At 41.1% G+C, this 14,375-nt stretch carries 9 protein-coding genes and 1 tRNA gene; 7 read left to right on the forward strand and 3 right to left on the reverse strand.

What is annotated here, in order from left to right; all coding sequences use genetic code 11:
- Positions 1–29: 29 nt before the first annotated feature.
- Positions 30–3,446: a SusC/RagA family TonB-linked outer membrane protein gene (locus NXV01_RS01355; protein WP_148367146.1), complete on the reverse strand. Its 3,417-nt coding sequence runs from the start codon at positions 3,444–3,446 to the stop codon at positions 30–32.
- A gap of 328 nt (positions 3,447–3,774) precedes the next feature.
- Here NXV01_RS01355 and NXV01_RS01360 point away from each other — a divergent pair, with 328 nt between their 5' ends.
- Together NXV01_RS01360 and NXV01_RS01365 are read left to right on the forward strand one after the other, a co-directional pair.
- Positions 3,775–4,362 carry an RNA polymerase sigma-70 factor gene (locus tag NXV01_RS01360; protein WP_148367145.1) on the forward strand — a complete coding sequence of 196 codons (588 nt, stop codon included), beginning with the start codon at positions 3,775–3,777 and terminating at the stop codon, positions 4,360–4,362.
- Between the two features lie 53 nt (positions 4,363–4,415).
- The gene (locus NXV01_RS01365) at positions 4,416–5,459 is read left to right on the forward strand and encodes a FecR family protein (protein WP_234133835.1); all 1,044 of its coding nucleotides are present in this window, start codon (positions 4,416–4,418) and stop codon (positions 5,457–5,459) included.
- A gap of 157 nt (positions 5,460–5,616) precedes the next feature.
- Here the strand turns inward: NXV01_RS01365 and NXV01_RS01370 are convergent, their stop codons facing one another.
- Both NXV01_RS01370 and NXV01_RS01375 read right to left on the reverse strand, forming a co-directional pair.
- On the reverse strand, positions 5,617–7,815 hold the full coding sequence (locus NXV01_RS01370; protein WP_195650400.1) for a GH92 family glycosyl hydrolase: 2,199 nt from the start codon (positions 7,813–7,815) through the stop codon (positions 5,617–5,619).
- Positions 7,816–7,847: 32 nt separating this feature from the next.
- Positions 7,848–9,122: a histidine-type phosphatase gene (locus NXV01_RS01375; protein ID WP_148367142.1), complete on the reverse strand. Its 1,275-nt coding sequence runs from the start codon at positions 9,120–9,122 to the stop codon at positions 7,848–7,850.
- A gap of 230 nt (positions 9,123–9,352) precedes the next feature.
- On the opposite strand from NXV01_RS01375, the gene sppA reads away from it, so the two are divergent.
- The 5 genes from sppA to NXV01_RS01400 all read left to right on the forward strand — a co-directional run bounded on the left by sppA (position 9,353) and on the right by NXV01_RS01400 (position 14,326).
- The gene (gene sppA / locus NXV01_RS01380) at positions 9,353–11,131 is read left to right on the forward strand and encodes a signal peptide peptidase SppA (protein WP_234133833.1); all 1,779 of its coding nucleotides are present in this window, start codon (positions 9,353–9,355) and stop codon (positions 11,129–11,131) included.
- A 10-nt stretch (positions 11,132–11,141) separates the two neighbouring features.
- Positions 11,142–12,272: a tetraacyldisaccharide 4'-kinase gene (lpxK, locus tag NXV01_RS01385; RefSeq protein ID WP_148367140.1), complete on the forward strand. Its 1,131-nt coding sequence runs from the start codon at positions 11,142–11,144 to the stop codon at positions 12,270–12,272.
- The gene (locus tag NXV01_RS01390) at positions 12,229–13,038 is read left to right on the forward strand and encodes a purine-nucleoside phosphorylase (protein WP_004327187.1); all 810 of its coding nucleotides are present in this window, start codon (positions 12,229–12,231) and stop codon (positions 13,036–13,038) included. The genes lpxK and NXV01_RS01390 overlap by 44 nt, the downstream gene beginning before the upstream one ends.
- Before the next feature lie 16 nt (positions 13,039–13,054).
- Positions 13,055–14,092 carry a thiamine-phosphate kinase gene (gene thiL, locus NXV01_RS01395; protein ID WP_217722919.1) on the forward strand — a complete coding sequence of 346 codons (1,038 nt, stop codon included), beginning with the start codon at positions 13,055–13,057 and terminating at the stop codon, positions 14,090–14,092.
- A 161-nt stretch (positions 14,093–14,253) separates the two neighbouring features.
- A tRNA-Phe gene (locus NXV01_RS01400) sits at positions 14,254–14,326 on the forward strand.
- Positions 14,327–14,375 lie beyond the last annotated feature (49 nt).

Consider the following 14,375-nt stretch of genomic DNA (forward strand, 5'->3'; position numbering starts at 1 on the left):
TTCAATTTTTTCTTTCGTTACAGGTTCTCTTAAAAACATATTTTTGCTCCGAAGGAGTATGTTCTTGTCATCGGATATTCCGCCTTGGAGCCGTCGCCACCCGTCTTTATTTCAGGATCGACCCCAACAAACTTGGTAAAAGTCAACGGATTCTGACAATCAATAAAAACACGGATAGAACTTACATAATCACCTATTCTTCCCAGCTTCTTCCCCGAGAGATTATATCCTAGAGTAATATTCCTGACACGTACGAACGAAGCATTCTGATAATCTTCTTCAAACCCTACGTTACCGGGCAAAGCGACAGCCTTTGTCGAAGCAATACCACGCCGGTTTCCATTCTGGTTCGTTTGAGAGTTCCAGATAGTATATACATATTTGTTCGAGTTCTTCGGGCTTGTGTAATACACATCTCCGACAAGCGCCCAACGATATGCATAATTATAACGTGTACGCCCGAATTGTCCATACATAAATATATCCAGATCGAAATCTTTGTATACGAACGTATTTCCAAATCCGATGTGAATTTTCGGAAGTGTATTCCGCATCTTTACATCATCAATCGTTATTTTATTATCCCCATTCGCGTCCTTTATAATCGGATAGCCGGGTTGTTGCGCATCTGCCGGTAAAGATTTCTGCGATTCGGGCATATTGCTTTTATCTATATTGATTATGCCTTCCGTTTCATAATAGTAATAAGCATTCACCGGCTCGTTTTTACGGATTCGATATTCTTCATAATAATAATTGGGCATCCGTTCTTTCCAAACGGCATTATGATGTGATAAGGTCAATTGTGACGTCCACTTAAACACACGGGGGATTTCATAGTTTAGTGAATTGATAGTTGCATCCCATCCATAACGTACATAATGTCCATAATTCATCGGGACGGAAGATGTCATACTAAGCGGAGAGGAAGAATCATATCCCAGCAAGTTGGTCACATCATTACGAAACATATCGAAACTTCCCCAGATTCTATCCTTCAACACAGAAAAGTCTACACCTATATTCTTCATGGTAGTCTTTTCCCAAGTTACATTCGGGTAATCAGGACCGCTAAGCAGATAGGGTACATAAGTCACTGAATTGTTAGAGAACTTGATGTATTGGGCTGCCAGACTGAAAGTTCCATAAAGTGAACTGCCCAAGTTGTCATTACCTGTCTGTCCATAACTGCCACGAATCTTCAACTGGTCAATCCATGATATATGCTTCATAAACGGTTCGTTAGATAATTTCCAGGCTAATGACACTGAAGGGAAATAGGCATATTTCTTTCCCGGAAAAAATTTGTCCGTTCCATCCCGGCGGATAGTAGCCGCAACCACATACCTGTCAAGCAAATCCACACTTGCCCTGGCAAATTGAGAACGACGTTCGTCGGCTGCCCTGAAAGAAGTCGGATAGAAAGCACCTTCCGCAGCTTCCACTTTATCAGCCGCAATGTGATCGTTAATCTGCTCGTAGTCAAGTTCAAGTCCATTTGAATCGTTTGTATATCTTCCCATACCCACTACGGCATCAACACGCAACAAATCTCCAAACTGCTTTTTGAAAGTCAGCGTACCTTCCATGGTTTGGTTTCTACGCTCAACATATCCCAGATGTCCTCTCGATTTATACATATCCATAAAATAAATATCAGAAGGAATATAAAGGTTACGATTAGCATTCTCCTTATTGATACCATACATCAAACGGAACGACAGCATATCCTTGATTATATCCACATCGGCAGCAAAGTTTAGATAATAACCGCTCGTTTTGGTGCGGTCGCTCACTTTTACCATTTCTGCAGGATTGGGATAGTTCGAATATAAAGTAGGATTTCCTGCCGCATCCCTGATCGGCAAATAAGAAGGATAAGTCAATGCCGATTGGATAGCATCATAACCATTACCACCACCTCCACCACCGGAAGTTGAGTTTGTATATTCATTCTCATTTACATTGACAATTGCAGTCAACTTAAGAAATGGAAGCAATTGTGAAGATATGTTCGTCCGAAGAGCATAACGCTCCATTGCAGAGTTTTCTACCGTACCTTCCTGTTTATAATAGTTTCCGGACAAGTAATATTTCAGAAGTTTAGATCCTCCTGTAATTGTGATGTTATGGTTATTGATACTACCATCTTTCAACACACAATCCAGCCAGTCTGTTGTTTGAGCGGCAGCTATCTGTTGAGGTGAGAATTGAGGCACCCATTTATTATCAAAAGGTTTATCGCCATAGGGATACATGCCGTTCGTAAATAAATAGTTTTCTTTATTGAAAATGTTAGCAACATTCATATATTCCTCTCCGCTCAAAGGCTCCAGATACGGATAGTTTTTCACAATAGAATAATTTCCTTCATAAGTGATTTGTGGACGGGTTTCAGTACCTTTCTTCGTGGTGATTAATACGACTCCATTGGCCGCGCCAATTCCATAAATGGAGGCAGAGGCATCCTTTAATACTTCAATAGATTCAATATCAGCAGGATTAAGTCCGGCCAACCCCGAACGACTGATCGAATTAGGCATGACCTGATTTCCGTTTCCAACCTCTAAAGAGGTGGAAGGCATCATCACTCCATCCACAATAAATATAGGAGTTCCTGCACCACGAATTGAAAGATCAACTGCTCCACCCGGTTGTGGACTTGTTAATGTAGCCTCCAGTCCGGCGGCCCGCCCAAGCAGCATCTGTGACATATTGCTTGTTGCGGCTCTTGATATTTTTTCTGTTTTGACCGTTGCAATAGAAGTGGTCAGATTCTTACGGGTGGTCGTTCCATAACCTACCACAACAACCTCATCCAATTGTTTTGAATCCTCTTTCATCGTCACGTTCAACGTCATCGGCCTGGTTATTTTCTGCGTATATGTAGTGTAACCTATTGAAGTAAATTTCAGTGTCGAACCTTCCGGAACCTGCAACTGATAATTGCCGTCTATACCGGTGATGGTTCCTTGAGTCACCCCCTCTATCATCACAGTCACTCCCGGAAGAGTCTCTCCAGATTCGTCCACGACCTTTCCTGTCACCTTGACTGTCGGCTTGTTATCCTGCTGTTGAGATGAAACCTTGTTTAATACAATCTGGCGTTTTTCAATCGTATAAGATACTCCTTCGCCTTTAAAAAGTTTATCCAGTACCAGAGTCATCAGTTCATTCTTCACAGAAATGCTTACTATACGGCTAACATCAACAATATCTTTGTTATACAGGAAGCGATATTCTGTCTGATTTTCGATACTAGTCAAGACCTCCTCTACAGTCACGTTCTTCAGTCGTAATGTAATTTTGGCGGATTGTGCAAGGATAGGTATACTGACGGCTTGCAGAGCTATACAAAACAACCATATAGCACAAATTCTCCCCATTTTTACATTCGCAGGTACATTAATTCTCTTTTTCATTTTTCTAATTGAAATAAGTTTCATACCTTTACATGTTTGGTTATTGGTTCTACAAATAAGTTGATTAACGAATAACTGAATCTTTGGAAAGGAAGGTGAGTCAGACCTTCCTTTTTTATCAGTTTTTTCGGAAGTAAGATTCACTGATTATGTCTTTCCCATGGCTTGTATTATTTAAAGGTTAATAAATGTGTTTTTCTCTCGTAGCTATCAATAAGACGTTTCTAAAAATAAAAGCCACATTCCATATCACATAATTTTTTCATCCTGACTATTTTTTCATCAAACTATCGTTTATCCCAAATAATCTTTCTATTTTTACCCCCAACAATAGAATCTCTACTACAATACTATGTCAAATATCCAACAACAGACTTCCGACGACCGTTTTCTGGTAATAGCACTGAAAAAGGATGATAAACAGGCTTTTACCCGATTATTCCATGCCTATTATAAAGATCTGGTGTTGTTTGGCGGTACTTACATTCCAGAGAAATCTACCTGCGAGGATATTGTACAGAATATCTTTCTCAAATTATGGAATGACCGGAAAACACTGGAAATTGAGAATTCACTAAAATCATATTTACTGAAAGCAGTCCGGAACTACTGCCTGGATGAATTGCGCCATCGCAGGATTATAGATGAACACGTTGCTTATGAACTTAAATCGGGCTCTATAGATATAGATACAACGGAAAACTACATACTGTACTCCGATTTATGCCGGCAACTCAAAAATGCATTGGAGCAATTACCTCCCCAGGAAAGAGAAGTATTTGAAATGAGCCGGTTAGAAAATATTAAATATCAGGAAATAGCCAATCGCCTCAATATCTCTGTCAGAACAGTGGAAGTACGCATCAGCAAGGCATTGAAGCAGCTTCGCTTTTTATTAAAAGATTTTTATTTGCTACTTCTCTTCTTTCTTTTCCACTAATGGATGTGGGATTTTCTTTCTGAAACGTCTATTATATATAAGGTAAAATGCATATGATAAATAAAGATTCAGACATAGAAATTATAATTTCCAAATATCTCTCGAAAGAGGCTACACCAGAAGAAATAAAGGTACTGGAAGATTGGATATCGGCTACTCCCGAAAACTACAGGAGCTTTCTGTCACAAAAGAATGTGTGGGAAGTCAGTCACCCGGCTTTTAATCCGGAAGAGATAGATGTGGACAGCGCGCACAGAAAAGTTATGGAGCAGATTCTTCATCAAAATCAACCGGCAGCGGTCCGTCCTAAGTTATCTTTCCTGCACTACTGGCAGCAAATTGCAGCTATCTTACTTCTTCCTCTACTGATATTATCCGCTTATCTTTATTTTAGGCCAGCTCAACAAATTGCGGAAACTTATCAGGAGTTATTCACTCCTTACGGCACTTGGTCGGTAGTGAATCTGCCCGACGGCTCTAAGGTTTGGTTAAATGCCGGAAGTTCTCTAAAATATCCTACTCAATTCAATGATAAGCAAAGAGTGGTTTCAATGCAAGGTGAAGCCTATTTTGAAGTAGAATCCGATAAGGAACATCCTTTCATCGTACAAACGAAAGAACTGACTGTAGAAGCTACCGGCACAGCATTCAATGTGAACGCATATACTTCGGACAATGTAACAGCTGTGACATTAGTAAAAGGAAAGGTAGCAGTAACTCTTGACAAGAAAAAAACAATTTCCCTTTCACCGGGAGAGAAGATTGACTATAATCTGGTAACTTCTTTGTATAACGTCAACAAAACCAATACTTACAAATGGTGCTCATGGAAAGATGGAGTACTCATTTTTAGAGACGATCCACTGGAATATGTATTCAAGCGTTTGGGGCAAACTTATAATGTGGAGTTTATTTTGAAAGATGCCGAATTAGGAAAATATTCCTATAAGGCGACTTTTGAGGGTGAATCTTTGAATGAGATCTTACGCTTGCTCGAAATGAGTGCACCCATCCAGTGCAAAGAAGTCAGTAACCGTAGTAACAATAGCGAGAAGTTTGAAAAGCAACGTATAGAGGTGAGCAAGACTGTGCAATAATAAGCAAAGAGGGTTCCGACTGATTCAAAAAGGCGTTTCCGTATGCTTTAAAAAGGATATTATTCTCACCATATTGAGAATAAATTCTCATAGTAATGAGAAAAGTTTCTCACTGTGATGAGAATTTTTTCTCATCACAGTGAGAATACTTGAGAATTTACTTCATCTTATACACCAGTGTACCACCTTTTACAATCTCTTCGTGTGAGATTGTTTTCTTCGTATATGGTTCACCATTCAATGTAATACTATCTACATATTTATGTTCTTTCGATAGATTCTCTGCAATAATAGTGAAAGTCTTGCCATCAGCCAAATGCAAAGTCATCTTCGGTAATTGCGGAGCACCGAATACATATTCCGCACTCACCGGATCTACCGGATAGAATCCCATCGCACTAAGCATATACCAGGCAGACATCTGTCCGCAATCATCGTTCCCACAAAGTCCGTCAGGTTTGTTCTTGTATTGAGTATCAAATATTTCACGAACCAGTTCTTGTGTACGTTCCGGACGACCTGCCAGTGCATATAAATAAGTAACATGATGACTTGGCTCATTGCCATGAGCATACTGTCCAATCAATCCGGTAACATCTGCCAAACTCTCTCCTTCCAGTTGAACTGTAAACAAAGAATCCAGTTTATTCAAGAAAGGCTCTTCACCGCCAAACAACTGGATCAATCCCGGTACGTCATGTTGTACATGCCAGGTATATTGCCATGCATTTCCTTCTGTATAATCTCCACCGATACTTTCAGAATGTCCTAGTGCACTTGGATTAAATGGAGCTTTCCAAGTTCCGTCAGCCTTGCGCGGACGCATGAACTTCGTTTGCGGATCGAACATATTCTTATAATAATCAGCACGTTTTGCAAAATATGCCGCATCTTCCTCTTTACCCATACGACGTGCCATATCGGCAGCAGCATAATCATCATATACCGATTCTAAAGTAGAAGATACAGATTCAGCTTTTATCAGGTCTGTCGGGAAATAACCATATTTTGTATAAACTTCCCAATCGGACTTCAACGGATGAGACACCGTCTGCGTCTTCTTTATTATATTGAAAGCACGTTCAGCATCAAAACCACGGAATCCTTTACGATAGGCTTCGGCAATAACTGATACGCCGTGATTACCAATCATACAGAAATTCTCCTTCCCCCACAATCCCCAAATGGGTAAGAAGCCTTGCACTTCACCTTGTTCAATGAGAGAATTAACAAAGCCATCCACACGTTCGGGAATCATTAATGTATAAAATGGATGAGCGGCACGATAAGTATCCCACAAAGAGAACGTGGAATAGAAAGTACCCGTTCCGGCTTTTACTATAGAATCAGCGGCATTGCGATACATACCGTCAACATCCGAAATCTGATTGGGTTGAATCAATGCATGATAGAAACAAGTGTAGAAATTAGTTTTTTCATCATCCGTACCGTCTATTTCAATACGACTCAAATAGTTATTCCATTCATTATGGGCAGCAGTCTTCACTCCTTCAAAATCCCAGGCAGGAATTTCTGCTTCCAGATTCTTTTTAGCCCCATCTACACTGGTGGTAGAAAGAGCCACTTTCATCATCAGCTCGTCTCCCGGTTGCATATCGAAAGAGGCAATAATACGTTTGCCTTTTTCTGTCTCTCCCATCGGAAGATAAATCGAATCGACTACTGGACGGTTGAATTTCATCACAAAGAAATAATCCTGATTCACCCATACCGTATTATTGACATGTCCTGTCAGTGTCTGCGCATCTTCCCAATTTACTTCGCAACTGTTGACCTGTGAATGATATTGCTCTTCTCTCCATGCAGGACCATGCTGCAGGTCGATCAATATAGAGGCAGAATCCGCTTTATGATAAGTATAGCGGTGGAGGGCAGCATGGATAGATGCTGTCAGTTCCGCTTTCACCTGTGGATCGGAAAGTTCCGCAGTGTAATATCCCGGAGTAGCCGCTTCTTTGTCTTTAGGGAAATGACTACGATAAGCATCCCACGCACGGACACGTGTACCCGTGACCGGCATCACTAGAATATCGCCTAAATCCATACAGCCTGTTCCATTCAGATGTGTCTGTGTAAATCCCCAAACCAGAGAATCCTCATAAACATATTCAGAACAGTAACGCCAACCGACTGCACCCGTCACAGGGCTGGTTTGTATCATACCGAAAGGATAACATGCGCCGGGAAATGTATGCCCGTTGTCCGCGCCACCAATAAAGGTATTAACGTATTGAGTATAATCTTTTGTATCCGTCTTTTCAGCCGGAGTACAAGAAGAATAAAAGAACAAGCCTGCTGCCAGAGTTGCAGCCATAAAAGGGGTTTTTCTTCTCATGGTAAATATAATAATGTTAAGTTAATGTCGCATTATATATGCTGATATTTATCTAATTTTTCACGATAGTAGCTTTCTACATCTTTCCAGTGGTAATAAGGAGCTACGTCTGTTTTCACCGGTAGTTTAGTTTCCTTTTCATTAAGTAATACTTTTACCAATACATCGTTACTTCCTTTTTTATGGAAAAAGACGAATTGCACGTTACTAGCCATCGGGAAAATATCATACGCTCTCCATTGTTCGGATAACTTTTCTACATCAGGGTAAGATTCTCCATAATGATTCAGTTCCAATAAAGCGACTAACGGTAACAGACAAGACTCATGGCCAAATCTCAAAGTGGCCTGGTTCTTACCTTCTTTCAAAGCAGCATCTGCCCTATCTAAAATATTACGCAACAAGTCGGCTTCCCGATAGGGCATCAAACCATCCGTTACAGGAGAACAAGCGTGTGTCAGATACCAATATAAGTTGTTACAACTCCATAGATCATAACACTCTTCATCTGTGAAAAGAGAATATAGCTGCATATCTGTATCATGACTCTGCATATTACAAGCCAAATCAAAAAGACGTCTCATCAGGCGCGCTTCATCAACATTTGCTTTTACATACGCTTCGTCTGTAAACAATGTTTTCATCAAGCGTTGCGGACGTACATGGGTAGCTTCAAAATCTTTCTGAACCTTTTTCACTTTATCGGAACCAGCTATTTTACTCAAATCCTTGGCAGGAGGATTCATGTAATACATATCATGGTAACTTGCATCATTCTTGATACATAGATTAGGATTCATCGCCTGCAATTGGAGGCATTCGGATGTCATGGATAAAATACACCGGATGACAACTGTGGAACGGGCATCCACTTCTGTTCCATCAGCAAATATCTGTGGGAAATTAGTATACATACGCTTTGCAATTCCTCTGTGTTGGCGTGCTCCCACCGAAGTCAGTTCACCAAGACGACCTTCCGCCATATCAGCCATGCGCAAAACAATATCCAGTGTGTTTTTACCTGTTGCAGTAAGTTTGTTTAAAGAGTCGGCTTTTAATAAAGTTTGCTTGGGGAAACGATAATCATTCGGATCAATCAGATACCGTGAGCCATGACGCATATATGTGCTGATATAAAAAGGTTCGTACCCCTTAGGAGCAGCTGTCTGCTTAGCAGTAGGCGTAGGATATGCATAATAATTATTAGCGGATAAATACCGGTTTGCACGGATCTCTTCACGAGCAGTTTGCGCTTGTACCGTCCATACAAACAAGAGCAATAAAAGAATAGACGTGAGTTTTTTCATGATAGTATTATTCAATGTATTAATAGTTGTGCCACAAAATTAGAGATTTCTTCTCATTTAAAAGGATTTGATACAGACAAATATACTTAAATCTTAAATGGAGGAAGTTCCTTTTTATGTGGATTCGCTGTGATAAAACAAAAATTCGTACGACTTATTGAATAAATATCAACTCAATTATTTATCTTTGTTAGCTTAATAACAAGCTGGCGCAAAAAACAATAAGTATAATGAAAGATTTCTTGAAATTTACACTTGCCACGGTGACAGGTATCATTTTGTCAAGTATTGTATTATTTATAATCAGCATGGTAACGTTGTTTGGCATCATGTCTGCTTCGGACACAGAAACAATCGTAAAAAAGAATTCTGTAATGATGCTCGACTTAAACGGAACGTTGGTTGAACGTACGCAAGAAGATCCGCTGGGTATTTTATCACAGTTGTTGGGTGACGGATCTAACACATACGGACTGGACGATATTCTTTCTTCCATCCAGAAGGCTAAAGAAAACGAAAATATTAAAGGGATTTATCTGCAGGCAAATTCATTAGGCACCTCCTATGCTTCTTTACAGGAAATCCGTAACGCACTGCTCGACTTCAAAGAAAGTGGAAAATTCGTTATTGCTTATGCCGACTCCTACACGCAGGGACTTTATTATCTTTCCAGCGCAGCCGATAAGGTGTTGCTCAATCCCAAGGGAATGATTGAATGGCGGGGTATCGCCTCTGCTCCCCTGTTCTACAAGGATCTGCTACAAAAAATAGGAGTTGAGATGCAGGTGTTCAAGGTGGGAACTTACAAATCTGCCGTAGAGCCGTTTATTGCTACGGAAATGAGTCCTGCCAACCGCGAACAGGTTACCACATTTATCACTTCTATCTGGGGACAGGTTACGGAAGGGGTATCTACTTCACGTAATATTTCTGTAGACTCACTGAATGTTTATGCAAATCGCATGCTCATGTTCTATCCGGCAGAAGAGAGTGTAAAATGCGGATTGGCTGATACTCTGATTTATCGCAATGATGTGCGCAATTATCTTAAGAAATTGGTAGAGATCAATGAAGATGATAATCTTCCTATATTAGGATTGGGCGACATGATGAACGTAAGGAAAAATGTGCCGAAAGATAAAAGCGGTAATATCGTAGCTGTTTATTATGCATCCGGTGAGATTACAGACTATCCGAGCTCTGCAACTTCCGAAGATGGGATTGTCGGTTCGAAAGTCATTCGTGACTTGCGCAAATTGAAAGATAATGATGATGTGAAAGCTGTTGTACTCCGTGTCAACTCTCCAGGTGGAAGTGCTTTCGCCTCGGAACAAATCTGGCATGCTGTGAAAGAGCTGAAAACAAAGAAACCGGTCATTGTCTCTATGGGTGATTATGCTGCGTCAGGAGGTTACTATATCTCTTGCGTTGCCGATACGATTGTTGCAGAGCCTACTACCCTGACCGGTTCTATCGGAATCTTCGGTATGATTCCTAATGTGAAAGGATTGACTGATAAAATCGGTTTAAGTTATGATGTCGTAAAAACGAATAAATACGCTGATTTCGGAAATATCATGCGTCCGTTTAACGAGGATGAGAAATCATTGCTTCAAATGATGATAACTGAAGGATATGATACCTTTGTAACTCGTTGTGCCGAAGGACGTCACATGACGAAGGAAGCTATTGAGAAGATTGCTGAAGGTCGCGTATGGACTGGAGAAACTGCTAAAGAACTGGGATTAGTAGACGAATTAGGTGGTATTGACAAGGCACTGGATATTGCTGTTGCAAAAGCCGGTATCGAAGGTTATACCGTTGTGTCTTATCCGGAGAAACAAGATTTCCTGTCTTCCCTGCTTGATACGAAACCGACGAATTATGTAGAATCACAATTACTGAAAAGTAAATTAGGAGAGTACTACCAGCAATTCGGTTTACTGAAAAATCTGCAAGAACAATCCATGATTCAGGCACGTATTCCGTTCGAACTGAATATTAAATAAACCGTAATACATGGACGAACACTTTATCAAGATACATAAGTGGCTCTACCCTGCCTCCTGGCTCTACGGAGCAGTGGTAATGATGAGAAATAAACTCTTTGACTGGGAAGTTCTCCAATCAAAGAGCTTTGATATACCTATCATCAGCGTAGGTAATCTCGCTGTAGGAGGGACAGGAAAAACTCCGCACACTGAATATCTGATAAAGTTTCTTTGTAACCAATATAAGGTAGCTGTATTAAGCCGGGGATACAAACGGCACACGAAAGGCTATGTACTGGCAACTCCGGAAAGTACGGCAAGAAGCATTGGCGACGAACCTTACCAGATGCATCAAAAATTCCCGTCTGTCACAGTAGCTGTCGACGAAAAGCGTTGTCATGGCATAGAGAAGTTGCTTGCACTGCAAAAGCCTTCAGTAGATGTTATCCTATTGGACGATGCTTTTCAGCACCGATACGTCAAACCGGGATTGAGTATTCTGTTAACGGATTATCACCGGTTATTCTGTGATGACACTTTGCTCCCCGCAGGACGGCTTCGTGAACCAATTAGCGGCAAGAACCGGGCGCAAATCGTTATTGTCACCAAATGCCCGCAAGACATCAAGCCTATTGATTACAACATTATCACGAAACGACTGAATCTTTATCCATATCAACAGTTATTCTTCTCATCGTTCCGGTATGGTAACCTGCAACCTGTGTTCCCTACCATGTCTCCGGACACAAATGCCATTCCGGCAAACCATGAGATTACTTTGTCCTCACTGGCAAACACTGATATATTATTGATGACGGGAATTGCCTCACCTGCTCCCATTCTCGAAAGACTGGAAGGTTGTAGCAAACAGATAGATTTACTATCGTTTGACGATCACCACAATTTCACTCATCGGGATATACAGCTTATCAAAGAACGGTTTCATAAACTGAAAGGAGAACACCGGTTGATTATTACCACCGAGAAAGATGCAACACGCCTGATTAACCATCCGGCTTTGGACAAGGAGTTGAAACCATTTATCTACGCCTTGCCTATTGAAATTGAAATATTACAAAATCAACAAGATAAATTTAACCAACATATTATTGACTATGTTAGAGAAAATACAAGAAACCGCAGCTTATCTGAAAGGTAAGATGCATACCAGTCCGGAAACTGCCATTATACTAGGCACCGGGCTTGGCAGTTTGGCAAACGAAATCACCGAGAAGTATGAAATAAAGTATTCGGATATCCCCAACTTCCCGGTATCTACCGTCGAAGGTCATAGCGGTAAGCTGATTTTCGGCAAACTAGGCAATAAGGATATCATGGCTATGCAGGGACGCTTCCACTATTACGAAGGTTATTCCATGAAAGAAGTAACTTTCCCTGTACGTGTCATGCGAGAGTTAGGTATCAAAACCTTGTTTGTATCCAATGCCAGTGGCGGTACAAATGCAGATTTCGAAATCGGTGACCTGATGATCATCACTGACCATATCAACTATTTCCCCGAACACCCGCTTCGCGGAAAAAATATCCCTTACGGACCTCGCTTCCCGGACATGAGCGAAGCATACAGCAAGGAATTGATTAGTAAGGCTGACGAGATTGCCAAAGAAAAAGGAATTAAAGTACAACACGGAGTGTATATTGGTACGCAAGGTCCTACTTTCGAAACTCCTGCTGAATATAAGCTATTCCATATCCTTGGTGCTGATGCGGTTGGTATGTCTACCGTTCCGGAAGTTATCGTAGCCAACCATTGTGGTATCAAAGTATTTGGTATTTCCGTCATCACCGACTTGGGAGTAGAAGGAAAGATCGTAGAAGTAACACACGAAGAAGTTCAGAAAGCCGCTGACGCTGCTCAACCGAAAATGACCACGATCATGCGCGAACTTATCAACCGTGCCTAAACAACCATCCCGATTTATGAGAACTGAAATAGCATCTCTCGGTGAGTTTGGTCTGATTGACCGCCTCACCGAGGGAATCAAACTGGAAAACGAATCCAGCAAATATGGAGTGGGCGACGATGCCGCCGTTCTCTCCTACCCTTCAGAAAAGCAAGTATTGGTAACAACCGACCTGCTTATGGAAGGTGTGCATTTTGACCTGACTTATGTTCCCTTGAAACATTTGGGATATAAATCAGCAGTAGTTAATTTCTCCGATATTTATGCCATGAACGGTACTCCCCGGCAGATTACGGTATCTCTTGGTCTTTCCAAGCGTTTCAGCGTGGAAGATATGGATGAACTTTATTCCGGTATCCGTCTGGCTTGCCAGCAATACAATGTCGACATTGTGGGAGGTGATACAACTTCTTCCCTGACAGGTCTTGCTATCAGCATCACCTGTATCGGCGATACCGACAAGGATAAAGTAGTTTACCGTAATGGAGCTAAAGACACTGACCTGATCTGTGTCAGCGGCGACTTGGGAGCAGCCTATATGGGGTTACAACTCTTGGAACGTGAAAAAGTGGTATTAAAAGGCGATAAAGACATTCAACCGGATTTCACCGGCAAAGAATATCTATTGGAACGCCAGTTAAAACCGGAAGCCCGCAAAGATATCATCGAGAAATTGGCAACCGCCAATATTGTCCCAACTTCTATGATGGACATTTCCGACGGTCTGTCATCAGAGCTGATGCATATCTGTAAACAAAGCAATGCTGGTTGCCGCGTTTACGAGGAGCATATTCCAATCGATTATCAGACGGCTGTTATGGCTGAAGAGTTTAATATGAATCTTACAACCTGTGCCTTAAACGGCGGAGAAGATTATGAACTACTCTTTACTGTTTCCATCGCCGATCATGAGAAAGTATCACAAATGGAAGGAGTCCGTCTCATTGGACATATTACCAAGCCCGAACTTGGCTGTGCATTGATTACTCGTGATGGACAAGAATTCGAATTAAAAGCGCAGGGATGGAATCCATTAAAGGAGAATAAGCAATAGATTTCATCACATACCTGAAATATTTTCATCTTATACAACACTGATAATTAGCTGACTAACTTTTTATCAGTGTTTTTTATTTCCAGAAGACTTGCAGAATCCAAAAGTTTCACTACCTTTGCAACCGCAAAAGAGATTTAACTGAATCAAGTTAATATTATGGTGCCATAGCTCAGTTGGTAGAGCAAAGGACTGAAAATCCTTGTGTCCCCGGTTCGATTCCTGGTGGCACCACAAACGAAAGCCAAAAAGCCTTGTAAGACAACGACTTACAAGGCTTTTT

The sequence above is a fragment of the Bacteroides sp. BFG-606 genome (assembly GCF_024788145.1).
GTDB classification, from domain to species: Bacteria; Bacteroidota; Bacteroidia; order Bacteroidales; family Bacteroidaceae; genus Bacteroides; species Bacteroides vicugnae.